The sequence below is a fragment of the Streptomyces sp. NPDC058289 genome (genome assembly GCF_042880975.1).
GTDB lineage: Bacteria > Actinomycetota > Actinomycetes > Streptomycetales > Streptomycetaceae > Streptomyces > Streptomyces stoeckheimensis.
The window spans coordinates 28,580-51,996 of record NZ_JBHVYI010000062.1 but is presented as its reverse complement, the minus strand read 5'-3'; the positions used below and the strand labels follow the sequence as shown (position 1 = coordinate 51,996).

At 73.5% G+C, this 23,417-nt stretch carries 22 protein-coding genes; 14 read left to right on the top strand and 8 right to left on the bottom strand.

Going from position 1 to position 23,417, the window contains the following annotated elements; genetic code table 11:
• Positions 1 to 242: 242 nt before the first annotated feature.
• Positions 243 to 1,235 (bottom strand): hypothetical protein, encoded by a 993-nt coding sequence (locus ACFVX6_RS27890; protein ID WP_389695966.1) that lies wholly within the window; start codon positions 1,233 to 1,235, stop codon positions 243 to 245.
• Positions 1,236 to 1,320: 85 nt separating this feature from the next.
• Between ACFVX6_RS27890 and ACFVX6_RS27885 the strand changes: the two genes are divergently transcribed.
• The 3 genes from ACFVX6_RS27885 (at position 1,321) to ACFVX6_RS27875 (ending at position 6,069) form a co-directional block, all read left to right on the top strand.
• On the top strand, positions 1,321 to 3,816 hold the full coding sequence (locus ACFVX6_RS27885) for a helicase C-terminal domain-containing protein (RefSeq protein ID WP_389695964.1): 2,496 nt from the start codon (positions 1,321 to 1,323) through the stop codon (positions 3,814 to 3,816).
• Positions 3,817 to 3,892: 76 nt separating this feature from the next.
• Positions 3,893 to 4,498 carry a DUF4291 domain-containing protein gene (locus tag ACFVX6_RS27880; protein WP_389695962.1) on the top strand — a complete coding sequence of 202 codons (606 nt, stop codon included), beginning with the start codon at positions 3,893 to 3,895 and terminating at the stop codon, positions 4,496 to 4,498.
• A gap of 299 nt (positions 4,499 to 4,797) precedes the next feature.
• Positions 4,798 to 6,069, top strand: coding sequence for an LAETG motif-containing sortase-dependent surface protein (locus ACFVX6_RS27875; RefSeq protein ID WP_389695960.1), 1,272 nt, complete (start codon positions 4,798 to 4,800; stop codon positions 6,067 to 6,069).
• A gap of 68 nt (positions 6,070 to 6,137) precedes the next feature.
• On the opposite strand, the gene ACFVX6_RS27870 is transcribed toward ACFVX6_RS27875, so the two are convergent.
• The gene (locus ACFVX6_RS27870) at positions 6,138 to 6,632 is read right to left on the bottom strand and encodes an N-acetyltransferase (protein ID WP_389695958.1); all 495 of its coding nucleotides are present in this window, start codon (positions 6,630 to 6,632) and stop codon (positions 6,138 to 6,140) included.
• A gap of 9 nt (positions 6,633 to 6,641) precedes the next feature.
• Complete coding sequence (locus ACFVX6_RS27865; RefSeq protein WP_389695956.1) at positions 6,642 to 7,352, bottom strand: peroxiredoxin-like family protein; 711 nt, start codon at positions 7,350 to 7,352, stop codon at positions 6,642 to 6,644.
• A gap of 84 nt (positions 7,353 to 7,436) precedes the next feature.
• On the opposite strand from ACFVX6_RS27865, the gene ACFVX6_RS27860 reads away from it, so the two are divergent.
• The 5 genes from ACFVX6_RS27860 to ACFVX6_RS27840 all read left to right on the top strand — a co-directional run bounded on the left by ACFVX6_RS27860 (position 7,437) and on the right by ACFVX6_RS27840 (position 12,486).
• On the top strand, positions 7,437 to 8,045 hold the full coding sequence (locus ACFVX6_RS27860; RefSeq protein WP_389695954.1) for a TetR/AcrR family transcriptional regulator: 609 nt from the start codon (positions 7,437 to 7,439) through the stop codon (positions 8,043 to 8,045).
• 7 nt (positions 8,046 to 8,052) lie between these two features.
• On the top strand, positions 8,053 to 8,727 hold the full coding sequence (locus ACFVX6_RS27855) for an HAD family hydrolase (RefSeq protein WP_389695952.1): 675 nt from the start codon (positions 8,053 to 8,055) through the stop codon (positions 8,725 to 8,727).
• A gap of 75 nt (positions 8,728 to 8,802) precedes the next feature.
• Complete coding sequence (locus ACFVX6_RS27850) at positions 8,803 to 9,837, top strand: GlxA family transcriptional regulator (protein WP_389695950.1); 1,035 nt, start codon at positions 8,803 to 8,805, stop codon at positions 9,835 to 9,837.
• A gap of 142 nt (positions 9,838 to 9,979) precedes the next feature.
• Positions 9,980 to 10,735, top strand: coding sequence for an MBL fold metallo-hydrolase (locus ACFVX6_RS27845; RefSeq protein WP_389695948.1), 756 nt, complete (start codon positions 9,980 to 9,982; stop codon positions 10,733 to 10,735).
• 107 nt (positions 10,736 to 10,842) lie between these two features.
• On the top strand, positions 10,843 to 12,486 hold the full coding sequence (locus ACFVX6_RS27840) for a DNA repair helicase XPB (RefSeq protein ID WP_250750761.1): 1,644 nt from the start codon (positions 10,843 to 10,845) through the stop codon (positions 12,484 to 12,486).
• On the opposite strand, the gene ACFVX6_RS27835 is transcribed toward ACFVX6_RS27840, so the two are convergent.
• Positions 12,444 to 13,349 (bottom strand): glycosyltransferase family 87 protein, encoded by a 906-nt coding sequence (locus tag ACFVX6_RS27835; RefSeq protein WP_389695946.1) that lies wholly within the window; start codon positions 13,347 to 13,349, stop codon positions 12,444 to 12,446. The genes ACFVX6_RS27840 and ACFVX6_RS27835 overlap by 43 nt on opposite strands.
• Positions 13,350 to 13,396: 47 nt before the next feature.
• Positions 13,397 to 13,585, bottom strand: coding sequence for a hypothetical protein (locus tag ACFVX6_RS27830; protein WP_327306059.1), 189 nt, complete (start codon positions 13,583 to 13,585; stop codon positions 13,397 to 13,399).
• Positions 13,586 to 13,907: 322 nt separating this feature from the next.
• Here ACFVX6_RS27830 and ACFVX6_RS27825 point away from each other — a divergent pair, with 322 nt between their 5' ends.
• Entirely contained in the window at positions 13,908 to 16,010 is a 2,103-nt protein-coding gene (locus tag ACFVX6_RS27825; RefSeq protein ID WP_389695944.1) for a HelD family protein, read from the top strand.
• Positions 16,011 to 16,202: 192 nt separating this feature from the next.
• Here the strand turns inward: ACFVX6_RS27825 and ACFVX6_RS27820 are convergent, their stop codons facing one another.
• Positions 16,203 to 16,898: a copper homeostasis protein CutC gene (locus ACFVX6_RS27820; protein WP_389695942.1), complete on the bottom strand. Its 696-nt coding sequence runs from the start codon at positions 16,896 to 16,898 to the stop codon at positions 16,203 to 16,205.
• A gap of 110 nt (positions 16,899 to 17,008) precedes the next feature.
• Here ACFVX6_RS27820 and ACFVX6_RS27815 point away from each other — a divergent pair, with 110 nt between their 5' ends.
• On the top strand, positions 17,009 to 17,713 hold the full coding sequence (locus tag ACFVX6_RS27815; RefSeq protein WP_389695940.1) for a hypothetical protein: 705 nt from the start codon (positions 17,009 to 17,011) through the stop codon (positions 17,711 to 17,713).
• A 68-nt stretch (positions 17,714 to 17,781) separates the two neighbouring features.
• Positions 17,782 to 19,005: a Cmx/CmrA family chloramphenicol efflux MFS transporter gene (locus tag ACFVX6_RS27810; protein WP_389695938.1), complete on the top strand. Its 1,224-nt coding sequence runs from the start codon at positions 17,782 to 17,784 to the stop codon at positions 19,003 to 19,005.
• A 70-nt stretch (positions 19,006 to 19,075) separates the two neighbouring features.
• Here the strand turns inward: ACFVX6_RS27810 and ACFVX6_RS27805 are convergent, their stop codons facing one another.
• Positions 19,076 to 19,342 (bottom strand): DUF4031 domain-containing protein, encoded by a 267-nt coding sequence (locus ACFVX6_RS27805; protein ID WP_389695936.1) that lies wholly within the window; start codon positions 19,340 to 19,342, stop codon positions 19,076 to 19,078.
• Positions 19,343 to 19,349: 7 nt separating this feature from the next.
• Complete coding sequence (locus tag ACFVX6_RS27800) at positions 19,350 to 19,781, bottom strand: hypothetical protein (RefSeq protein WP_389695934.1); 432 nt, start codon at positions 19,779 to 19,781, stop codon at positions 19,350 to 19,352.
• A gap of 102 nt (positions 19,782 to 19,883) precedes the next feature.
• On the opposite strand from ACFVX6_RS27800, the gene ACFVX6_RS27795 reads away from it, so the two are divergent.
• Genes ACFVX6_RS27795 through ACFVX6_RS27785 form a run of 3 tightly spaced genes read left to right on the top strand, consistent with a single transcriptional unit; the run spans position 19,884 to position 23,375 of the window.
• Positions 19,884 to 20,843 carry a MurR/RpiR family transcriptional regulator gene (locus ACFVX6_RS27795; RefSeq protein ID WP_389695932.1) on the top strand — a complete coding sequence of 320 codons (960 nt, stop codon included), beginning with the start codon at positions 19,884 to 19,886 and terminating at the stop codon, positions 20,841 to 20,843.
• A gap of 27 nt (positions 20,844 to 20,870) precedes the next feature.
• Positions 20,871 to 21,797 (top strand): N-acetylmuramic acid 6-phosphate etherase, encoded by a 927-nt coding sequence (gene murQ, locus ACFVX6_RS27790; RefSeq protein WP_389695930.1) that lies wholly within the window; start codon positions 20,871 to 20,873, stop codon positions 21,795 to 21,797.
• A gap of 27 nt (positions 21,798 to 21,824) precedes the next feature.
• Entirely contained in the window at positions 21,825 to 23,375 is a 1,551-nt protein-coding gene (locus ACFVX6_RS27785; RefSeq protein WP_389695928.1) for a PTS transporter subunit EIIC, read from the top strand.
• Positions 23,376 to 23,417: the final 42 nt, after the last annotated feature.

Below are 23,417 nucleotides of genomic sequence, written 5' to 3'. Positions count from 1 at the left end.
GCGCGAGAACACCCCGCACCCTGTCCACGTAGGACACAGGGCGCCTAAATCATGCGGTCCAGGCCGACACCCCACCCCGGCCCCGGCACCGACCCACCCGCAGCCGGCGCACGACCACGTACACGTACACACAGACCCCGACCACACCCCAGCCCCGCCGGCGCTTGAGGCGCAGGGGCCCGGGGACCGGTCCCCGGCAACGGCGCCGCACCCGGACCCCCCACCACCGACCCCGGAGGGGGCTAGCGGCGGCGCGAGCGCCAGAGAAGATAGAGCGCCGAGGACACCGCCGCGGCCCGCGCCAGCCAGGGCAGCAGGTCCTGGAAGGTGCCGCTCAGGGCATCGTCCGTCAGGGCGGAGCCCCAGCGGCCGTTCAGGCGGCCCCACAGCCACACCACCGCCCCCGCGAAGACCACCCCGGGCAGCCCGAAGACCACCCACTTCCGCTCCGCAGGACCCAGCACCCGCGAGGCGTACGCGAGCAGCCAGCCCGCGGCGAGCAGCAGCCAGTAGCCGGAGACGGCCCCCGCGATCAGGGCCACCGCCGCGAGCAGCAGGAAGGCGTACGGCTTCGGCCTGGCCGCGGCAACCACCGGAGCGGCGGTCGCCGCCGCGGCCTCCGCCTTCGCCCGGCGCCGCCGCTCGCGCAGGAACCCGACGAGTGTGCGCTTGCCACCCGCCGGGGCACCGGCGGAACCGGAACCCCCCGGCTGCGGGTCCGAGCCGGAGCCCGAGCCGGAGTCCGAGTCGGAGTCCCCGTCGGAGTCCCCGTCGGAGCCCCGCCGCTTCGGCGCCTTCAGGAGTTCCGGGATCTCGATGCCGCCCGCGAAGCCCTCCACCGTCGACCCCGGCCCGACCGTCCACCAGTCGGGCTCCAGCTGCTCGCCCGCACCCAGTTCGTCGAGCCCCGCGAGATGCGGCGGCGCAGCCCCCCGCTGCACCGGCACCGACGAAGCGGAGGGGGTGGAGGGAGCAAACCCGGCCGGGGGAACAGGAGCCGCCGCGCCCGTCGTCGACAGCGTGTCGAGGACCTCCTCCGGCGTGCCGATCCGCTGCAGGATGCGCCGTACCGCCGCCGGCGTCTCCGGTTCGTACTTGGCCCGCCGCCGGTCGATCTCGTCCCGCAACCCCGCCACCAGCCGCATCCGATCGCCCGACGACAGCTGCCTGCGCTGCGCCAAGTCCCCTACCCGGCTCAGATATTCGTAGACCAGATGGTCGCTCTCGATCCCCACGCCCGGCTCCTCCCGTGCCACCTCCAGCGAAGGTAGCGCGTGCGCCCGTGGAGCGGCCGGGGGCGCAGCGGATACCGTTGACCGGATGGGGACCGGCCGACTGACCGGCCGACGCGACCAGGAGGCGACGACCGTGCCTGACCCGAGCACCTCGGGAAGCGCTCCGCGCTCCCTCGCCGAAGCGCTGCGCGCCCGCGACGACGACGGGCTCGGCGCCCTGCTGCGCGCCCGGCCGGACCTGCTGAGCCCGGTCCCCGGAGACGTGACGCAGCTCGCCACCCGGGCCGGCACGCGGGCTTCGGTGGTGCGCGCGCTGGACCACCTGGACCGGTTCGCCCTGCAGGCCGCCGAGGCCCTCGCGGTGGGCCCCGAGCCCTGCCCGTACGCGGTACTGGAGTCCCTGCTCAGCGGTGACACCGGCACCACCTCCGGCGCGGACAACGGGGCCCGCGCCGAACTCCCCCGGGCCCTGGCCACCCTGCGCGAGCAGGCCCTCGTATGGGGCGACGACGAGCGGCTGCGCCTGGTGCGCACCGCCCGCGAACTGCTCGCCCCCTCCGCCACCCGCCCCTCCCCCACCGGCCTCGGCCCCACCGTCGCCGAGGCCACCGCGGGCATGTCGCCGACCCGGATCCAGGAGATCGTGGCGGCCGTCGGGCTGCCCGCAACGCACGACCCGGTGTCGGCGGTGACCGCGCTGACGGCCCTGTTCACCGACCCGGAACGGATGTCTGCGCTGCTCGACGAGGCTCCGGCGGAGGCCCACCAGGTGCTGGGCCGGCTCGTGTGGGGTCCGCCGTACGGGGAAGTGACGCCCCATCCGACGCCTCCGGTGCGCTGGCTGCGCGACCGCGGCCTGCTGCTGCCGGCCACGGCCCGCACGGTGCTGCTGCCCCGCGAGGTGGCCCTGTACCTGCGCGGCGGGCTCGCGCACCGGGTGACGGAGCCGCTGCCCCCGGCCGTTCCCGCGCACCGCGAGCACCGTCCACAGCTTGTGGACGCGAACGCGGCCGGCCAGGCACTGGCGGCGCTGTCGACGGTCGAGGAGCTGGTGAAGTCCTGGGAGCACGCCGGTCCGCCCGTGCTCCGGGCGGGCGGGCTCTCCGTACGCGACCTGAAGCGGGCGGCCGCCACCCTGGACACCGACGAGCCGTCGGCGGCGTTCTGGATCGAACTGTCCTACGCGGCCGGCCTGCTGGCCAGCGACGGCGAGGCCGACGAACGGTACGCCCCGACCCCCGCCTTCGACGGCTGGCTCGAACTCCCGCCCGCCGAGCGCTGGTCGGTGCTGGCGACGGCCTGGCTGACCGCCACCCGCACCCCGGGCCTGGTCGGCGAACAGGACGCGAAGGGCCGCACCCTGTCGGCGCTCGGCGCCGAACTGGACCGCTCCGCCGCCCCCGAGGTCCGCCGCCGCATCCTCGGCCTGCTCGCCGCCCTCCCCGAGGGCGCCTCCCCCGACCCGGCCGCGCTCCTCGCCCGCCTGGAGTGGGAGCGGCCGGTGCGCGGGACGAGCGAACTGCGCACTCGCCTCGCACGCTGGACCCTGACCGAGGCGGAGGTCCTCGGAGTCACCGGCCGGAGCGCGCTCGCCGCGCCCGGCCGGGCCCTGCTGGAGGGGCGCGACCCGGCGCCGCTGCTCGCGCCGCTGCTCCCCGAGCCCGTGGACCACGTACTGCTCCAGGCCGACCTGACGGCGGTGGCCCCGGGGCCGCTGCGGCGGGCGCTCGCCGAGGTGCTGGCCGTGCTGGCGGAGGTGGAGTCCAAGGGCGGGGCCACCGTGTACCGCTTCACGCCCGGGTCGGTACGCCGCGCCCTGGACGCCGGCCACACCGCCGTCGACCTGCAGTCCTTCCTCACCGAGCACAGCCGGACCCCGGTGCCGCAGCCGCTGTCGTACCTCATCGACGACGTGGCGAGGCGGCACGGACACCTCCGGGTCGGCGCGGCCTCCTCGTACGTGCGCTGCGACGACGACGGCATGCTGAACGAGATCCTCGCCGACAAGCGGTCCGCGAGCCTCGGGCTGCGCCGCCTCGCGCCGACCGTACTGGCCGCGCAGGCCGAACCGACCACGCTGCTCGACGGGTTGCGGGCCATGGGCTACGCCCCGGCCGCGGAATCCCGTACGGGCGACGTCCTGATCTCCCGCGCCGACGCCCACCGCACCCCGGCCCGTGCACTGCCCGTACCGGTCCCGGACGGGCCGCCGGTACCGGACTCGACGCTGCTGGGGGCGGCCGTACGGGCGATCCGCGCGGGCGACCTGGCGGCGACGGCGGTCCGCAAGGAGCCGGCCGGGCCGTCCGGCGCCGGGGCGGGCGGCTCCGGCACCCCGGGCGAACTCCCGCGCACGAGCGCGGCGGAGACCCTGGCGACCGTGCAGGCGGCCGCGCTCACCGGGTCGGCGGTGTGGATCGGCTACGTCAACGCCGACGGGGCGGCGAGCCAGCGGGTCATCGCCCCGGTCCGGGTGGAGGGCGGCTTCGTCACCGGCTACGACCACACGGCGGACGAGGTACGGACGTTCGCGCTGCACCGGATCACGGGGGTCGCGGAACTGGCGGAGGACCAGATCTGATCCCGCGCCCGGGGGGAAATCCCCCGGCAGGGAAATCCCCTGGCCCGGACGCGGCTGCGGCCCGCACCCTGGGGTCATGTCCGAAGCAACCGCCGACCGGGTCCCGCGCCATCAGATCCGCGCCTCGCACACCGCCGACACCCTCACCGTGTACCAGGCGTACCACCCCCGGATCGGGGTGCCGGCCGCCCGTGAGGGCCGTTTCCCGCCCGCCTGGAAGCGGGAGCGGATGACCTGGGTCAAGCCCTCGTTCCTGTGGATGATGTACCGCTGCGGCTGGGCCACCAAGGCCGACCAGGAGACGGTCCTGGCCGTCGAGATCACCCGCGCCGGCTTCGACCGGGCGCTGAGCGGCGCCTGCCTGTCGCACTACGTCCCCGGCGTGCACGCCGACCGCGAGGCCTGGACGCGGGCGCTGCGCACCGCCCCCGCCCGGGTGCAGTGGGACCCGGAGCGCAATCTGCACCTGAACCCGCTGCCCTACCGCTCGCTCCAACTGGGCCTGTCCGGACCGGCGTCGCGCTCCTACGCCGACGAGTGGACGGTCGCCATCCGCGATGTGACCCCGCTGGTGCGGGAGATCCACGACCTGCTGCGTTCCGGCCAACCGGAGGCGGCGCGGGCCCTGCTCCCGGTGGAGATCCCTTACCCGGCCGGACCGCTGGAGCACTTGGGCGCGTAACAGCAGAACAGGTGGCTGCCATTCCGCTATCTCCGCAGGTCAGGCCGCAGACAGAACCAGTTTTTGCTGTTGCACGGCGGTGACATTCCGACGACGGATTGGAGATGTGGTCTGTGTGAAGATCAGCTCATCGCAGCAGCGACCGGGGGAAAGAAACCGGACCGCCAGCGAGAACCAAGCACCAACGGACCGGCGTTCGACCGCCGGCCACCTCGCTCGGCCGCTCAACCTCTGCTCTACCTCTCGGCCTCTCGGCCGCCACTGCCGTCTGATCTTGAAGATTCCTGGGGGAGTCCACCATGTCCGCTCGCACCGCCGCCCTCCGCACCGCCTCCGCCGCCGTAGTCGCCGCCGCCATCGCCGGTACCGTCCTGATGCCGATGACGGCCTCCGCCGACGAGGGCAACCCGCAGGCGCTGAAGACCACGATGAGCGCGCCGGTCCCGAGCGGCCCGCTGACCCGCGGTGGTGCGACGGAGACCTTCGACCTGACGGTGACGAACACGACGGACAAGGTCTCCTCCTACCACCCGTGGATGCTCCTGGACCCGACCGGCGGCAGCCCGCTCCAGCAGAGCGACGTGGTCTACAAGGTCGAAGCGGTGAGCGCCCCGGCGACCGAGTACAACATCGGCCAGCAGGACGGCGAGTGGCAGGGTCTGTTCCACCCGGCGGGCGACAAGGCCTCGGACGGCTTCCAGATCCCCGCCGGCGGCAAGATGGTCTGGAAGATCACCATCGGCCTCGGCAAGAGCTACCCGACCCTCAACGGCGACTTCACCCTGCGGGCGTCGAGCTTCGCGAACGAGATCGCCAACGGCGGCGAGGGCTCCCTGGCCTTCAAGACCGGCCCCGCCTCCAAGCCCGGTGCGCTGGAGACCTGGTTCGACATGCTGAGCCCCTGCGCGGACACCGAGACCCCCGACTGCCAGGAGATGGACGTCCGCTATCGGGTCACCGGTGACGGCGAGTTCAACACCGCGCTCAGCACCTTCTTCAACGTGGACATGGACAGCAAGGACGACGCCGACATCCAGACCCGCGTCAAGGTCGGCGGCGAGTGGAAGGACCTGACGGGCGGCAACGGCTCGGGCACGCTGCCGGTCATCCCGAAGGGCTACGGCGCCGCCTCCGGTGACGTCATCACGCACGTGCAGGTCAAGCTCGGCCCCAAGTCGAAGCTGAAGAAGCTCACCGACGTCAAGGTCTCCACCATGGTCGGGCTGGCCGAGGGCAACACCTACCAGTTCGAGGGCGCCGAGCAGCCCTTCCAGCTCGGCCCGAAGACCACCACCCCGCCCACCTCCCCGGCGCCCACCTCGCCGGCCCCGACCTCCCCGGCGCCGACCACCCCGGCCCCGACCGGCTCCGCGACCACCGCTCCGGCAACCACCGCCCCGGCGGCCGCGACGACCCCGGCCACGGGGAACACCCCCAAGCCGACCGGTTCCCTCGCGCACACCGGCTCGGACTCCAACACCGCCCTGTACTCCGGCCTGGCCGCCGTCCTCATCGGCCTCGGCGGCGCGGCCGCCTGGTTCGCCCGCCGTCGGCGCACCGTCCGCGGCTAGTCACCCCGTACGACGAACCGAAGGGGCCCGGTCCACGCACCGCGTGGGCCGGGCCCCTTCGGCGTTGCTCACCTCGCCGCATAGTCGATGCGCTCCGCGTCGAACGGCCAGACCTCGGCGAGCCAGCGCGAGACGGTCTCGTACACCGGCTTGTCGAGCGCGGCCCGGTCGGCGCGCACCCAGGAGGTGACGTGCACGCGCTCCGGGTCCTTCTTCGCGGGGTAGATGTAGAGGCACCCGATGACCTCGCCCGTACCGTCCTGCTCCCCCTCGCCCTCCCCGTCCAGGACGCTGTACGTGAATCCGCGCCGCTCGGCGAAGTCCCTTGCGTGGCGCACCAGGTCGGCGAGGTTGGCTTCGGGGCTCATCCCCTCCTCCGGCGGCCAGTCGCCCAGGAAGCCGGGTGTTGCGCGCACGTGCTCGACGCTCCCGCTCCAGGCGGCGAGGTCCCCCTCGTTGTGCTCGGGCCCGAGGGGCTCCAGTCGGAAGCCCTCCCCGACGAGCCCGACGGGCACCTCGAACACCTCGGCCGGCGGTACGAAGGTCTGCTGATCGCTCTTCATGCGGCGACCCTACGCAGAGGTCCCCCGGACACCCACGGAGTTTCGGGCCGCCGCCGCCAGCCGGAGCAACTCGTCCACGGACCACTGGTCGTAGACGTGCTCCCCGTACTTGACGGCCAGCACCCTCCCGTCCGGCCCGATCAGCAGGTCGGCGGGCAGCCCGAGCCGGCCTGCCGGCTGCCGCGGGGCGGGCAGCCGCTCCCGCCCGCGCGCCACCTCGACGGCCGACCGGGCGATCGCCCACAGCACCGGGCCCCAGGCGCGCGGGTCCAACAGGGAGCGCGGGGAGGACTCGACGCCGAACTCCCGGTACAGCCGCTGCTGCGGATCGGCGATCACGGCGAAGGGGAAGTCGGCGATGTGCGGGCGCAGTTCCTCGGCGGAGGAGTGGAAGAGCACGATCTCGCTGATCCCGGCGGCCTCGATCTCCGCGTGGCGCCGGACGACGGACCGCAGGTGGAGGTGGCAGACGGGGCAGCCGGCGAAGCGCCGGAACTGCAGATGGACGAGCCGCTCCGGGTCGGGCACGGGGACGGGAACGTGGACGGGGACGGCCCCGCCCGCGATGGAGTCGGCGGGCGTGGCGGATGCGGCGGATGCGGCGGATGCGGTGGATGCGGTGGATGCGGTGGGCATGGTGGATGCGGTGGGCATGGCGGATGGGACGGGCGTGACGGACGTGAGCAGGCGTGCGGGCACCACGGAACCGGGTTCGAGCATGGGAAACCCTCCCTCGACAGGCGTAGGCGTATGCCGTACGCCTACCTCCCCAGCGTAGGCGTATGCCGTACGCTGTCAACCGTCATGCCGCGCCCCCGCTCGTACACCCCGGACCAACTGGCCGCCGCCGCCCTCGCCGTCATCGACCGCGACGGGCTCCCCGGCCTCACCATGCGCGCCGTCGCCACCGAGCTGGGCGCCAGCCCCATGGCCCTGTACCGCTACGTCCCGGGCCGCGAGGAACTCGAAGCGCTCGTCGTCGAACTCGTCCTCAGCGGCGTCGACACCACCCCGCCGCCCCCGGGCCCCTGGCCCGGCCGGATCACCGTCCTGGCCCGCCGCCTGCGCGACACCATGGGCGCACACCCGGACGTGCTGCCGCTCTCCCTGACGCACCGGCACCGCTCGCCGAGCGGGCTGCGCTGGTCGGAAACCGTGCTCGGCGTCCTCACCGAGGCCGGCATCGAGGCCGAGGAGCGGGTGATCGCGCTGCGCGCTCTCATCTCCTACGTGATCGGCGCCACGCAGCTGGAACACCTCGGCCCGCTGGCCGGACCCGGAACGACCGCCATCGCCGGTCTCCCCCCGGACGAGTTCCCGTACATGTCGGCCACCGCCCGCGACGCCCGCGCGGTCACCCCGGACCGGGAGTTCGAGGGCGGCCTGAAGCTGCTCCTGCGCGGCCTGGCATGATCCGCCGGTGACCACCGCAGCCACCGCTCCCGCAGCCCCCACTCCTTCCGCCCCGCCCGCCCGGTACGTCCTGTTCGACGTCGACGGCACCCTCGTCGACGCCGTCACCAACCAGCGCCGGGTCTGGGCGACCTGGGCCGCCCGCCACGGACTGGACCCGGACGCGGTCTACGCCGTGGCCCTGCGGACCCGCCCGATGGAAACCTTCGCGGCCGTCGCCCCGGACCGGGACCCGCACGCGTGCCTGGCCGCGCTGCACGAGCTGGAGGACGAGGACGTCCGCACCGGCACCTACGCCGCCTTCGAGGGCGCGGCCGATCTGCTGGCCGCCCTGCCCACGGGGAGCTGGGGCCTGGTCACCTCCAACTACGAGCACCGGGTGCGCGGCCGCTTCGACCGCACCGGCCTGCCCGTGCCGCAGGTGCTCGTGGACGCCGCCGCCGTCACCGAGGGCAAGCCCTCACCGGTCCCGTACCTGCGGGGCGCGGCCCTCCTCGGCGCCGACCCCGCCCACTGCCTGGTCGTCGAGGACGCCCCCTCGGGCGTCCGGTCGGGCCTGGCGGCGGGCATGACGGTCTGGACGGTCAACACCCCCGTCCCCCACCCCGAAGCCCACCGCCACTTCCCCACCCTCGGCGAGGCCGCGCCCGAGATCCTCGCCTTCGCCACCGGGCGGGCGTAACCGCGCTCCCGGGGTGGCCGGATCTGACAGAACCTCGTCATTGCGGCCATCACGGCAGGGCGAAATGATCTGCACATGCCCGCAGCCGAAGCAGCAGCCGCACCCGCACCCGCATCCGCATCCGCATCCGCACCGCACAGAGTCGTCATCGTGGCCTTCGCCGGTGTGGAACTGCTGGACGTCACCGGCCCGGCCGAGGTCTTCTCGGTCGCCACGCGGGTCGCCGGCACGAGCAACCCCGGTCACCCCGGCTACGTCGTCCGGATCGCCACCGCCGACGGCGGGCCGGTGGCCACCTCCAGCGGCGTCCGGCTGCTGGCGGACCTGACCCTCGACGAGGTGCAGGGCCGGGTCGACACCCTGCTCGTGGCCGGGGCGGTCGACATGGTCGGCGACGGGGTGGAGCCCGTCATCGACAGCGAGGTCACCGATTGGCTGCGTAAAGCCGCGCCGACGGCGCGCAGGACCGGGTCGATCTGCGCGGGAGCGCACCTGCTGGCCGCGGCGGGCCTGCTGGACGGCCTGTCCGCCACCACCCACTGGCTCACCGCCGCACGGCTGGCGGCCGACCATCCCCGGGTCGCCGTCGATCCGGACCCGATCTTCATCCGGTCCGGGAGCGTGTGGACCTGCGCCGGTGTCACCTCGGGGCTGGACATGGCACTGGCGATGGTCGCCGAGGACCACGGCCAGGCCCTTGCCCTGGCCACCGCACGGATGATGGTCATGTACGTCAAGCGCTCCGGCGGGCAGAGCCAGTTCAGCGTTCCGCTCTCCGCCCCGGCCACTTCGGGCGACCGGATCGACGACCTGCGCGTGTGGATCGCCGACCACCTCACCGAGGACCTCACCGCAGAGGCACTGGCCGCACGGCTGCACCTGAGCGTGCGCCACTTCTCCCGGCTGTTCCGGCTGCGCACCCACGGCACGCCCGCCGCCTACGTGGAGTCCGCCCGCCTCGAAGCCGCCCGCCGGCTGCTGGAGGAGAGCGACGGCAGCCTGCCGGACATCGCCGCGGCCAGCGGCCTCGGCTCCGTCGAGACCTTGCACCGCTCCTTCCAGCGCCGACTGGGAACCACTCCCGCCGAATACCGGCGCCGATTCCGCTAAGACCCGCCCCGGCGCGGCCGGCGCGGCCCGGCCCCCGGCACGTCCCCACTTACGCCCACACCCACACCATCCGCCGACAGCCCGGCGGATCCCCGGCATGCCCGCACGGGCAGCAGCCGCCCGTCACCTCACGGAGGACGCCATGTCCCGCACGAAGGTCATCCCCATCCCCGTCATGGGCCGCACGGCCATCAACGCGTACCTGCTCCTGGGCCGCCGGCCCGTGATCGTCGACGCCGGGACACCCGGCAGCGGCCGGAAGATCTACGACCGGATCACCGAGCACGGAGTGGACCCCCGCGACGTCTCGCTCATCGTCATCACCCACGGGCACATCGACCACTTCGGATCCGCCGCCGAACTGCACCGGCTCACCGGCGCACCCGTCGCCGGCCACATCGCGGACCTCGGGCCGTACCGCTCCGGCCGGGTCCGCGAACCGTACCTGCCCACCGGCCCGATGGGCCGCGTCATGGACCGGAGCAAGGACCTGCACGCCCAGGCCGAACCCCTCGACCCCGATGTCCTGATCCGCGGCGAGACGTCCCTGGAGGACTTCGGGATCGCCGCCCGCATCATGCCCACCCCCGGACACACCGCCGGATCGATCTCCGTCCTCACCGACGACGGAGACCTCGTCGCCGGCGACCTCGTGGCCAACTCCTTCATGGGCCTCATCCCTGGCAGGCCGGCCAATCCGCCGTTCCACGACGACCCGCGGCGCAACCTCACCAGCCTCCGCGAAATGCTCGCCCTCAACCCCACGAGACTCCACGTCGGCCACGGCTCCCCGCTGGAGCCCGACCGGGTCCGCCGCTGGGCCGACCGGGAACACGACCGCCTGTCCCAGCGCGCGGCAGCCGGCCGCCTCACCACCCGCACCGAGGAAACGACCTGACCACCGTGGACCCCGCACCACCTGGGACCTCTCCGAGCGCCATGTTCCTGAACATGCGGGGATGCGGCACACTGGAGGTTTGGCCAGAGTGAAACGGGGCGCTGCGTGTGAATGGTCCACTGATCGTCCAGAGCGACAAAACACTCCTCCTCGAGATCGACCACGAGCTCTCCGCGGCCGCGCGGCGGGCCATCGCGCCCTTCGCCGAGCTGGAGCGTGCTCCCGAGCACATCCACACGTACCGGATCACGCCGCTCGGGCTGTGGAACGCCCGCGCCGCCGGGCACGACGCCGAGCAGGTCGTCGACGCGCTCGTGGAGTTCTCCCGTTACCCCGTCCCGCACGCGCTGCTCGTCGACGTCGCCGAGACCATGGCCCGGTACGGCCGGCTCACCCTCTCCAAGCACCCCGTCCACGGGCTGGTCCTGACCAGCACCGACCGGCCGGTGCTGGAGGAGATCCTGCGGTCGAAGCGGATCGCCCCGCTGGTCGGCGCGCGCCTCGACGCCGACACCGTCGCCGTGCACCCCTCCGAGCGCGGACAGATCAAGCAGACCCTGCTCAAGCTGGGCTGGCCCGCCGAGGACCTCGCCGGGTACGTGGACGGCGAAGCGCACCCGATCGAGCTCGACGAGACCGGCTGGGCGCTGCGCCCCTACCAGCAGCAGGCCGTCGAGGGCTTCTGGCACGGCGGCTCCGGCGTGGTCGTGCTGCCCTGCGGCGCCGGCAAGACGCTGGTCGGCGCCGGCGCGATGGCGAAGGCCAAGGCGACCACGCTGATCCTCGTCACGAACACCGTCTCCGCCCGCCAGTGGAAGCACGAGCTGATCAAGCGGACCTCGCTGACGGAGGAGGAGATCGGCGAGTACTCCGGTACGCGCAAGGAGATCCGGCCCGTCACGATCGCCACCTACCAGGTCCTGACGACGAAGCGGAAGGGCATCTACCCGCACCTGGAGCTCTTCGACTCCCGGGACTGGGGCCTGATCCTCTACGACGAGGTGCACCTGCTGCCGGCGCCGGTCTTCAAGTTCACCGCGGACCTCCAGGCACGCCGCCGCCTCGGTCTGACCGCCACGCTGGTGCGTGAGGACGGCCGCGAGTCGGACGTGTTCTCGCTGATCGGGCCCAAGCGGTTCGACGCCCCGTGGAAGGAGATCGAGGCGCAGGGCTACATCGCGCCGGCCGACTGCGTCGAGGTCCGCGTGAACCTCACCGAGTCGGAGCGCCTCGCCTACGCGACCGCCGAGACGGAGGAGAAGTACCGCTTCTGCGCGACCACCGCCACCAAGCGGAAGGTCACCGAGGCGCTGGTCGCCAAGCACGCGGGTGAGCAGACGCTGGTCATCGGGCAGTACATCGACCAGCTCGACGAGCTCGGCGAACACCTCGACGCGCCCGTCATCAAGGGCGAGACCTCCAACGCGCAGCGCGAGAAGCTCTTCAACGCCTTCCGCGAGGGCGAGATCAGCGTGCTGGTCGTCTCGAAGGTCGCGAACTTCTCCATCGACCTGCCCGAGGCCACGGTCGCCATCCAGGTGTCCGGCACCTTCGGCTCCCGCCAGGAGGAGGCCCAGCGACTGGGCCGCGTGCTGCGCCCGAAGGCCGACGGCCACGAGGCGCGCTTCTACTCGGTCGTCGCGCGCGACACCATCGACCAGGACTTCGCCGCGCACCGCCAGCGCTTCCTGGCCGAACAGGGCTACGCCTACCGGATCATGGACGCCGACGAGCTGCTGGCCGACGGCTGATCCCGAAGGCCCGCGGCATCCTCCCCGCCGGCCGGCTCCCCGACGACGGGCTCGTCGGCGGCCGGTCGGCGCAGACTTGGCCCCAGGCGCCGAGCAGGGCCTGGCCCCAGGCGCGGGTCCAGGCGCAGACCCCGGCGCCGGCGCAGGCCCGCGGCGAGCAGAGCCGTGAGCAGGGGCACGGTCCACACCCACAGGTGGGGCCAGTCCAGCAGGAGCGAGCGGCCGCCCGTGGGCGGGTGCCGGGACCAGAACTCTGCGGAGGCCCCCGGGAGGACCAGCAGCCCGAGCAGGCCGCTGCCCGCGAAGGCCGCCAGCGCGGTGAGCCCGACCCTGACCCGGCCGGTCAGCAGGAAGTACGGGATCAGCAGCGCCGGGGTCAGGGTGATCCCGGCGGCCGTGCCCAGCGCGAAGCCCTTGCCGAGCGCGCCGCGCGGCCGGTGCAGGTCCCACAGGACGAGGCAGGCCAGGGCCAGGGCGATCTGTCCGGACAGCGGGCTCTGGAACAGCGGCTCCAGCCATACCCCGGCGACGGTGGCGGCCAGCACCGCGCCCGGCCGGGCCCGCAGTCCCGTCAGCCGGCACGACAGCAGGATCAGCAGGGCGAACAGGCCCGCGCTGCCCCCCACCAGGACGGCCTTCAGTACGCCGGTCGGCAGCCAGGCGGCCGGGGCGAAGAGGATGGCCGCGAAGGGCGGATACGCGGCGGGCGGGCTCCACTCGGCGGCGGAGAGACCGGGGGCGAGGGCATCGGCCACCGGGATGCGCAGGGCGACGCAGAGCACGCCGAGCACGAGCAGCAGGCCCGCGAGCAGCACGCCGGCGCGGGGCGACGGAGAGCGGCTGGGCTCGGAACTCCGGGTCACGGCGCGACCCTAGTGGATCAACGGCCGGACACCCGCGCGGAGGCACCTCAGCGGCGTATGACTCCCGCGTCCTCGGCGTATTCACCGAGGACGACGACGCTCACGGCGGTCGCCGCGAAGACCTTGGCGGCGCGCAGGACGCTGCCGGCGCTGTGGCGGGGGCGGCGGGAGTCGGAGGTGGCGGTGGCGCCGCGAGGGCGGCGACCCTGGACCGGGGTGTAGGTTGCGGTGCTCATGTATCCATGGTCGGTTTTCGACCGGGTTGTCGCATCGCCCTGAGGGCTGAACCTCCCGCTCTCCGGCCTCCTCCTCCCGGCCCATGCCTCCCCCTACGGGCTCTGCCCGAAGGAGGACACGGACCGAACACCCCCCGTACGGGGTCACCGCCCCGAAGGACTTTCGGCCCCCCTTTATCCATTCGCGCAGCGCCTTCGCGATGACTAGAATCTCCGCTCTTGCCGCCTCCCGCCGCGTCATCGGGAGCGCCGCCCGCCGCTCGGAAACCGGCGGGCCCGTCCGCCCGCATCACGCAGGTCCTCAGCAGATGGAGGCAGTTCCGTGCCCGCGCACGCCCACGTCACCGACCCCGACGCCGCATCAGCAGCCGACGCAGCCGCCACCGACCCGCTGGGCCGCGAGCGGGCCCACCTCGCCGCCTCCCGGTCCGCGCTCCGCGCGATGCGCGAGGACGTCGAGAACCTCGACATCCGCGACGTCACCGCGAACTGGGTCAACGCGGTCGTCCTCCAGGCCCAGATCGACGACCGGATCAAGGCCCTCGCCGACCTCGCCCACACCCCCCTCTTCTTCGGCCGCCTCAACTACCTGCACGCGCCCGGCGCGGAGCTCGCCGAGGGCGCGGAGGGCGAGCAGTTCTACATCGGCCGCCGCCACGTCCACGACGCCGGCGGCGATCCCATGGTGATCGACTGGCGCGCGCCCGTCTCCCAGCCCTTCTACCGGGCCTCCAAGAACGACCCTCAGGACGTCGGGCTGCGCCGCCGCTTCGGTTACACGGGCGGCGAGCTGACCGCGTACGAGGACGAGCACCTCTCCGACCCCGCCGAGGCGGCGGCCGTCAGCAAGCTGCTCCAGCAGGAGATCGAGCGCCCGCGCGTGGGTCCCATGCGCGACATCGTGGCGACGATCCAGCCCGAGCAGGACGAGATCGTCCGTTCCGGCCTGTCGGGCTCCGTCTGCGTGCAGGGCGGTCCCGGCACCGGCAAGACGGCCGTCGGCCTGCACCGCGTCGCGTACCTCCTCTACGCGCACCGCGACCGCCTCGCCCGTACCGGAACCCTGGTCATCGGGCCGAACCGTTCCTTCCTGCACTACATCGAGCAGGTCCTGCCCGCCCTCGGCGAGCTGGAGGTGAAGCAGGCCACGGTCGACGATCTGGTCGCCCGCGCGGACCTTGAGGTACGCGGTGCGGACGCCGCCGAAACCGCCGTGGTCAAGGGCGACGCCCGGATGGCGGAGGTCCTGCGCCGCGCGGTCCACTCGCACGTGACGGAGCCGGTCGAACCGCTGATGGTGGTCCGCGGATCGCGCCGCTGGCGGGTGCCCGCGTACGAGATCGCCGAGATCGTCACCGAGCTCCAGAACCGCGACATCCGCTACGGAGCCGCCCGCGACGCCCTCCCGCAGCGGATCGCGCACACGGTCCTCGTGCGCATGGAGCAGGCGGGCGAGGCGCCCGACGACCGGGTCCAGGACGCGGTGGCGCGCAATCCCGCCGTGAAGGCCGTGGTCAAGACGGTGTGGCCGCTGGTGGAACCGGCCAAGCTGGTGCTGCGGCTGCTCTCGGACGCGCAGTTCCTCGCGGCGCACGCGGACGGGGTCCTGTCGGCGCAGGAGCAGGAACTGCTGCTGTGGGCGAAGCCGGCGCGCAGCGTGAAGTCGGTGAAGTGGTCGGCGGCGGACCTGGTCCTCATCGACGAGGCGACGGACCTGGTGGAGCGCACGCACTCGCTCGGCCACGTCGTCATCGACGAGGCGCAGGACCTGTCCCCGATGCAGTACCGGGCGGTCGGCCGGCGCTGCACGACCGGCTCGGCGACGGTCCTCGGGGACCTCGCGCAGGGCACGACCCCGTGGGCGACGCGCAGCTGGGACGAGGCGCTGGGGCATCTGGGCAAGCCGGGTGCGGTCCTGGAGGAACTGACGGCGGGCTTCCGCGTGCCGCGCGAGGTGATCGCCTACGCCTCGCGGCTGCTGCCGGCGATCTCGCCGGGCCTGTCGCCGGTCTCCTCGGTCCGCGAGACCCCGGGCTCGCTGGTCGTCTCCGAAGTCGACTCGGACTCCGCCCTCCCGGGGGCGGTGATCGCGGCGTGCCGGGCCTCGCTCGTGCACGAGGGGTCGATCGGACTGATCGCGGCGGACGAGCGGATCGCGGAGCTCGGGGAGGCGTTGCTTGCGGCGGGCCTGCCCTCCCTCTCGCCCGGCGAGGAGACGACCGCGGAGTCGCGGCTGACGCTGGTGCCGGCGTCCCTCGCGAAGGGTCTGGAGTACGACTACGTCGTCCTGCACGAGCCGGCGGACGTGGTGGCGGGCGAGCCCGACGAACGCACGGGCCTGCGCCGCCTCTACGTCTGCCTCACCCGAGCCGTCTCGGGCCTCACCGTCCTCCACGCCGCCCCGCTGCCGGGGGCCCTGGCGTAGCCCTGCGGGGGCAGGCCCCGAACGCCGGACGGGCTGGATTTGCCGCTGCGCGGCACAATCCAGCCTCGTCGGCGTTTGGGGCGCGGGGTCCGGGGCGCAGCCCCGGGGAACGGTGGAAGGGCGGGTAGGGGACTCCGCCCCCGCAGGGCCGCCCTCGCCCCGGTGCGCCTCCCCCGGTCCGGACCGGTCCGGTCAGGACAGGGCGGAGCGCCATTCGGCGACGGCCGCCACCGACACCGGGCGGTCCCAGCCGTCGGGGCGGGACGCGCTGCCGATGTGGAAGGCGTCGATGCCCGCTCCGCGCAGCACCGGCAGGTGGGAGAGGGCCAGGCCGCCGCCGACCAGGATCCGCGGCTCGTAGCCGGGGGTGCCGGACTTCGCCGCCTCCGCCAGCAGCGTCGGCAGGCCCTCGTCGACCCCGCCCGCCGCACCCGCGGTCAGGTAGGTGTCGAGGCCGGGCAGGTCCGCGACCGCCTTGCGGAGCTGGTCACGGTCCGCCGCCCGGTCGATCGCGCGGTGGAACGTCCACCCGCAGCCGCCGAGCTCCGCCACGACCGCCTCGACGGCGGTGAGGTCGGGGCTGCCGTCGGGGTTCAGGAAGCCCAGCACGAACTCCTCGGCGCCCTCCGCACGCAGCGCCCGCGCCTCCTCCACCAGGCGTTCCACGTCCTGCGCGGAACCCGCCGAGAAGCCGTCCGCCTTCCGGAGCATCACGCGCAGCCGGATGTCGACCGCCGCCCGGATCGCCGCGAAGGTCTCGCGCGGCGGGGTGAGCCCGTCGGCGGCCATGTCGGTGACCAGCTCGAGTCGGTCCGCCCCACCGGCCTGGGCCGCGACCGCGTCCTCCACGTCGAGGGCGATCACCTCCAGGAGCGCACGGTTGCTCATGTAATCCCATCCTTCGTCCTGCATTGGAAAATAGGTCTAGTCCAATATTCAGGGTACGGGCCTCCGCCCACCCTTCACCAGCACAATCACGCCACCACCACAATGTGCGCATGACATCCGCCATGACTTCCGACACGCATCGCGAGCAGAACCTCCGCGCCCGCTGGCACGCCACCACCGCCGCCGCCGGCGCCACCCCCGACCGCGACCCCGCCCCCTACGCCGACCGCCTCCTCACCGCCTGGGCGGAGCCGCAGCGCAGGTACCACACCACCGCGCACCTGGCCGACGTACTCGCGCGCATCGACGTACTCGCAGCGGACGAGGCGGAAGCGGAGGAGGCGGCATCGGACCGCGCCGCCGTCGAGCTCGCCGCCTGGTTCCACGACGCCGTCTACCGGCCCGACCGCTCCGAGAACGAGGAGCGCAGCGCCGCCCTCGCCGAGCGCGCCCTGCCCGAGCTCGGCATCGACGGGGCCCGCACCGCCGAGGTGGCCCGCCTCGTGCGCCTCACCGTCACCCACGACCCCGCGCCCGGCGACGCCAACGGCGAGCTGCTCTGCGACGCCGACCTGGGCGTCCTGGCGGGCACCGCCGAGGAGTACGCCGCCTACGCGGCAGCCGTGCGCGCCGAGTACGCCTTCGTCCCCGACGAGGCCTTCCGTGCAGGCCGGGCCGCCGTGCTGCGCCAGCTCCTGGAGCTGCCCCGCCTCTTCCGCACCGCCTACGGGGCTGCGCGCTGGGAGGCCCCGGCCCGCGCGAACCTGGCCGCCGAGCTGGCCGAGCTGACGGACCTCGGCGAGCCCTCCGAGTAGCCCGGGGAATGTGATCCCGTTCGTCGCTGTTGAGATGGTTCATGCCCGCCCCAGCCGAACGCACCCGTATGCCCGTTGCCGTCTACGTCCTCGGCCTGTCCGTCTTCGCCCTCGGCACCAGCGAGTTCATGCTCTCCGGACTCCTGCCACCCATCGCCGAGGACATGGGCGTCACGATCCCCCAGGCGGGCCTGCTCATATCCGCCTTCGCGATCGGCATGGTCGTCGGAGCGCCCCTGCTCGCCGTCGCCACGCTGCGGCTGCCCCGGCGCACCACCCTGCTCTCGCTGATCAGCCTCTTCGGCCTCGGGCAGGTCGCGGGCGCCCTGGCCCCCTCGTACGAGCTGCTCTTCGCCTCCCGCATCGTCTCCGCGCTCGCCTGCGCCGGCTTCTGGGCGGTCGGCGCCGCCGTGGCCATCGCCATGGTCGAGCAGCACCAGCGGGCCCGCGCGATGGCCGTCATGATCGGCGGCCTCTCCATCGCCAACGTCCTCGGCGTCCCGGCCGGCGCCTTCCTCGGTGAGCACCTGGGCTGGCGGTCCGCGTTCTGGGCGGTGGGCGCCGCCTCCGCCGTCGCCCTGGTCGGCATCCTCGCGCTGATCCCCAAGATCCCGCTGCCCGCCGAGAAGCCGACGCTCGCGCGCGAGCTGCGCATCTACCGCGACCGGCAGGTGTGGCTGTCGATCGGCATCACGGCGCTCGCCGCGGGCGGGGTCTTCTGCGCCTTCAGCTACCTGTCCCCGCTGCTCACGGACGTGGCCGGACTGGATTCCCAGTGGGTCCCCTGGATCCTCGGCCTCTTCGGGATCGGCGCGCTGGTGGGCACCATGGTGGGCGGGCGGATCGCCGACGCGCACCTGTTCGGGGTGATGCTGTGGGGCATCACCGCCTCCACCGCCTTCCTGGCGGCGCTGGCCCTGCTGGCCTCCACCGCGGCGGCCGCGATCGTCCTCGCGTTCCTGATCGGCTTCTCGGCGTTCTTCACGGCCCCGGCGCTCAACGCCCGCATGTTCAACGTCGCGGGCGCCGCCCCGACCCTGGCCGGAGCGACCACCACGGCCGCCTTCAACCTCGGCAACACCGGCGGCCCCTGGCTCGGCGGCACCGTCATCGACGCCGGGTACGGCTACTCCGCCACCGCCTGGGCAGGCGGCGCGATGACCGTCACCGCCATCGCCCTGGGCCTCGCAGCCCTCCGCCTGGACCGCCGTACGGGGTCCCGCGCGGCCCGCCCGACCCGCGTGGTGGCCGGCTCGACCCCGACCCGATCGGACGCGACCGAGAAGGTCTGAGGGCCCTGACGGGCTCGGGCGCCTCTGACGACTCCGAGGGCCGCCGCTCAGCGGCAGAGTGACGCACCGCCTATGCCGGCCGCCCCTTGGGGCGCCGCAGCCCGGCCGCCGTCAGCCTCCGGACCAGCTCCTTGCTGCCGATCTCCACCGCGCCCGCGTCGACCGCGGCCGCGTACCGCTGCTCCGGGACGTCGTAGTGGTCGCGTTCGAAGGCCTTCGGCGGGCAGCCGATCGACGCCGCGAAGGCGTGCAGTTCCTCGAACGAGGTGTCGCTGACCAGGTGCGACCACATGCGGCCGTGACCCGGCCAGTCGGGCGGGTCGATGTACACCGTCACCGGCGGCTCATTCGCCGAAGCCGGAACCGGAACCGGAGCCGAAGCCGCCGCCGCCGAAGCCGCCGCCGAGGACCGTTCCGAGGCCGCCCACCGGCGCCACCCGCACACCGGCCTCCGAGCACACCCACATCGGGTCCGGTCCGAGCTCGGGCTCCACGTCCAGCGCGTGCGGCTCGCCGTGGTTGCAGACCGGGCACAGCGGCCAGCGCCCGTGCTTCTCCAGCAGTGCGTCCTTCACGTCCTGGGCGACGAGTCCGGCGAGGTAGTCGACGCCCTCCGGCCACTCCTCCACCCACCACCGGCGGTGGGTGACCGCGTCCTCGACGAGGGAGACGACATAGGCCTCGGCGACCTCGCCCGCGACGAGATCGGCGAGTACGAGGGCGCGTGCGGCGTGCAGCGCCTGTTCGAGGGGGGTTGGGGGAGTCGCGTGGTCCATGGACACATTGTGGACCCGGATCGGCCCCGTGGCGAAGGTCCTCCTTCTCCGGTGACTTATGGCGCCTTGACGTTCCCACCCTTCTGAAAATAAGTTTCAAGGGTGAGCAAGAACGTGAAAGAAACCTTCAGCGGGAGCCCGGACGCGACCGTCCCCGTCCCTGCCCCCGCCGCCCTGCGGGCCCGCGTCCGCAGCCTCGGCCCCTCGATGACCCGCTCCATGCAGGCCGTCGCCGAGGCCGTCGCCGAGGACCCCGCCGGCTGCGCCGCGCTCACCGTCAGCGACCTCGCCGCCCGCACCGGCACCAGCGAGGCCACCGTCGTCCGCACCGCCCGCCTCCTCGGCTACCCCGGCTACCGCGACCTGCGCCTCGCCCTCGCCGCGCTCGCCGCCCAGCAGGAGTCCGGCGCGGCCCCCGCCGTCACCGTGGACATAGCCGTCGACGACTCCCTCGCGGACGTGGTCGCCAAACTGGCCCAGGAGGAGGCGCAGACCCTCGCCGACACCGCCGCCGGACTCGACGTCGCCGCCCTCGGCTCGGCCGTCGCCGCCCTCGCGGGCGCCCGCCGCATCGAGATCTACGGCGTCGGCGCCTCCGGCCTCGTCGCCCAGGACCTCGCGCAGAAGCTGTCGCGCATCGGCCTGATCGCCCACGCGCACAACGACCCGCACCTGTCCGTCACCACCGCCGTGCTGCTGCGCCCCGGCGACGTGGCCGTCGCCATCACGCACTCCGGCGGCACCGGCGACGTCATCGAACCCCTGCGGACCGCCTTCGAGCACGGGGCCACCACCCTCGCGCTCACGGCCCGCGCCAACTCCCCCGTCGTCCACTACGCCGACCTCGTACTGGCGACCTCCGCCGCCCGCGAGACCCAGCTGCGCCCGGCGGCCATGTCGAGCCGGACCAGCCAGCTCCTCGTCGTGGACTGCCTGTTCGTGGGCGTCGCCCAGCAGACCTACGAGACCGCGGCGCCCGCGCTCGCAGCCTCGTACGAGGCGCTCGCGCCCCGCCACCACACCCCCGTACCCACCGCCAAGCGGGGCAGCACCACCCGCTAGCAGCCCGTAGCCCAGGAGCCGAAGCCCATGACCGCGTACGCCGAACTCCGTGCCCAGCTCGCCACCTTGACCACCGAGGCGTTCCGCCCCGAGCTGGCCGAGATCGACCGGCTCTCCACCCTCGAGATCGCCCGCCTGATGAACGCCGAGGACGCCACCGTCCCGGCCGCCGTCGCCGGCGAGCTGGAGACGATCGCCGCCGCCATCGACGGGATCTCCGAGCGGATGGCCCGCGGCGGGCGCCTGATCTACGCGGGCGCCGGCACCGCCGGCCGGATGGGCGTACTGGACGCCAGCGAGTGCCCGCCCACCTTCAACACCGACCCCTCCGAGGTCGTCGGCCTGATCGCGGGCGGCCCCTCCGCCATGGTCAAGGCCGTCGAAGGCGCCGAGGACTCCAAGGAACTGGCCGCCGAGGACCTGACCGCGCTGGCCCTGACCGCCGACGACACCGTCATCGGGATCTCCGCCTCCGGCCGCACCCCGTACGCGATCGGCGCCGTCGAGTTCGCCCGCCACCGCGGAGCGCTCACCGTCGGCCTGTCCTGCAACGCCGGCTCCGCGCTCGCCGCGGCCGCCGACCACGGCATCGAGGTGGTCGTCGGCCCCGAACTCCTCACCGGGTCCACCCGGCTGAAGGCCGGCACCGCGCAGAAGCTCGTCCTCAACCTCATCTCGACCCTCACGATGATCCGGCTCGGCAAGACGTACGGAAACCTGATGGTCGACATGCGCTCCTCCAACGAGAAGCTGCGCGCCCGCGCCCGCCGCATCGTCTCGCTGGCCACCGGCGCCCCCGACGCCGAGATCGAGGCCGCGCTCACCGCCTCCGACGGCGAGGTCAAGCAGGCCATCCTCGTCATCCTCGGCGGAGTCGACGGCCCCACGGCCGCCGAACTGCTCACCGCCTCCCGGGGCCACCTCCGGGCCGCCCTCACCCAGACCCCCCGCTGACCCCCCAGCAGCAAGGCGAACACCAAGATGTCCACTGACAAGAACCGCGCCACAGCCGCCGCGATCCTTCCTCTGGTCGGCGGCCCGGACAACATCGTCTCCATCGCGCACTGCATGACCCGCCTGCGGATCACCCTGCGCGACCGCTCCCTGGTCCAGGACGAGGCCCTCAAGGCCCTGCCCGCCGTGATGGGCGTCGTCGAGGACGACACGTACCAGATCGTGCTGGGACCGGGCACCGTCGCCCGCGTCACGCCCGAGTTCGAGGCCCTGGTCGCGGAAGGCCGCTCGGCCGCGCCGGCCGCCACAGCCCCGGGCACCACCCCGGCCGCCCCCGCACCCCCCCACACCGTGACGGCCGACGAACTCGCCGCCCAGGGCGCGGCCATCAAGAACGCCCGGAAGGCGAAGAACTCCACCCCCTTCAAGCTGTTCCTGCGCCGCATCGCGAACATCTTCGTCCCGCTGATCCCCGCCCTGATCGGCTGCGGCATCATCGCCGGCCTCAACGGGTTCCTCACCAACATGGGCTGGGTGCCGGCCGTCGTCCCCGCCCTCGCCGCGATGGCGAGCGGCTTCATGTCCCTGATCGCGGTCTTCGTCGGCTACAACACGGCCAAGGAGTTCGGCGGCACCGCCATCCTCGGCGGCGCGGTCGCCGCGATCATCGTCTTCCCCGGCGTCGCGAAGATCGACGCCTTCGGCCAGCAGCTCTCCCCCGGCCAGGGCGGCGTGCTCGGCGCACTGGCAGCCGCACTGCTCGCCGTCCAGGTGGAGAAGTGGTGCCGCAAGTGGGTCCCGGAGGCGCTCGACGTCCTGGTCACCCCCACCCTCACGGTGCTGATCTCCGGCCTCGTCACCATCTTCGGCCTGATGTTCGTCGCCGGTGAGGTCTCCAGCGCCATCGGCACCTTCGCCACCTGGCTGCTCGCCACCGGCGGGGCCTTCGCGGGCCTGGTCCTCGGCGGACTCTTCCTCCCGCTGGTCATGCTCGGCCTGCACCAGGCCCTGATCCCCATCCACACCACCCTGATCGAGCAGACCGGCTACACCGTCCTGCTCCCCATCCTCGCCATGGCGGGCGCGGGCCAGGTCGGCGCGGCCATCGCCGTCTACTACAAGCTCCCGCGCAACCGCTCGATCCGCGCCACCATCAAGTCCGCCCTCCCGGCCGGCTTCCTGGGCGTGGGCGAACCCCTCATCTACGGCGTCTCCCTCCCCCTGGGCCGCCCGTTCATCACCGCCTGCATCGGCGGCGCCGCGGGCGGAGCCTTCGTCGGCCTCTTCAACCAGCTGGGCACCGCCTTCGGCTCCACCGCCATCGGCCCCTCGGGCTGGGCGCTGTTCCCGCTGCTGGACGGCAAGTCGGGCATGGGGATGACCATCGCGATCTACGCGGGCGGCCTGGCCGTCGGTTACCTCGTGGGCTTCGCCGCCACCTACTTCTTCGGCTTCACCCGGCAGATGCTGGCCGAGTTCAACACCGCTCCGGACGCGGAGACGGCCCCGGAGACCGCGCCGACGGCGGCGGCCACCGGGCCCGTGCCGGACGCGGCGCCCGTCCCCGTGGGCCGCTGACGGCAGGCCCCCACGTACGAAGGCTCCCGGCCGGTGTGGTCC

Bases quoted from the DNA above. Each gene is read 5' to 3' on its own strand.
- ACFVX6_RS27885 (WP_389695964.1), top strand. From the start codon at position 1,321: ATGGGGACCGGCCGACTGACCGGCCGACGCGACCAGGAGGCGACGACC.
- ACFVX6_RS27880 (WP_389695962.1), top strand. From the start codon at position 3,893: ATGTCCGAAGCAACCGCCGACCGGGTCCCGCGCCATCAGATCCGCGCC.
- ACFVX6_RS27875 (WP_389695960.1), top strand. From the start codon at position 4,798: ATGTCCGCTCGCACCGCCGCCCTCCGCACCGCCTCCGCCGCCGTAGTC.
- ACFVX6_RS27870 (WP_389695958.1), bottom strand. From the start codon at position 6,632: ATGAAGAGCGATCAGCAGACCTTCGTACCGCCGGCCGAGGTGTTCGAG.
- ACFVX6_RS27865 (WP_389695956.1), bottom strand. From the start codon at position 7,352: ATGCTCGAACCCGGTTCCGTGGTGCCCGCACGCCTGCTCACGTCCGTC.
- ACFVX6_RS27860 (WP_389695954.1), top strand. From the start codon at position 7,437: ATGCCGCGCCCCCGCTCGTACACCCCGGACCAACTGGCCGCCGCCGCC.
- ACFVX6_RS27850 (WP_389695950.1), top strand. From the start codon at position 8,803: ATGCCCGCAGCCGAAGCAGCAGCCGCACCCGCACCCGCATCCGCATCC.
- ACFVX6_RS27845 (WP_389695948.1), top strand. From the start codon at position 9,980: ATGTCCCGCACGAAGGTCATCCCCATCCCCGTCATGGGCCGCACGGCC.
- ACFVX6_RS27830 (WP_327306059.1), bottom strand. From the start codon at position 13,585: ATGAGCACCGCAACCTACACCCCGGTCCAGGGTCGCCGCCCTCGCGGC.
- ACFVX6_RS27820 (WP_389695942.1), bottom strand. From the start codon at position 16,898: ATGAGCAACCGTGCGCTCCTGGAGGTGATCGCCCTCGACGTGGAGGAC.
- ACFVX6_RS27815 (WP_389695940.1), top strand. From the start codon at position 17,009: ATGACATCCGCCATGACTTCCGACACGCATCGCGAGCAGAACCTCCGC.
- ACFVX6_RS27810 (WP_389695938.1), top strand. From the start codon at position 17,782: ATGCCCGTTGCCGTCTACGTCCTCGGCCTGTCCGTCTTCGCCCTCGGC.
- ACFVX6_RS27800 (WP_389695934.1), bottom strand. From the start codon at position 19,781: ATGGACCACGCGACTCCCCCAACCCCCCTCGAACAGGCGCTGCACGCC.
- murQ (WP_389695930.1), top strand. From the start codon at position 20,871: ATGACCGCGTACGCCGAACTCCGTGCCCAGCTCGCCACCTTGACCACC.
- ACFVX6_RS27785 (WP_389695928.1), top strand. From the start codon at position 21,825: ATGTCCACTGACAAGAACCGCGCCACAGCCGCCGCGATCCTTCCTCTG.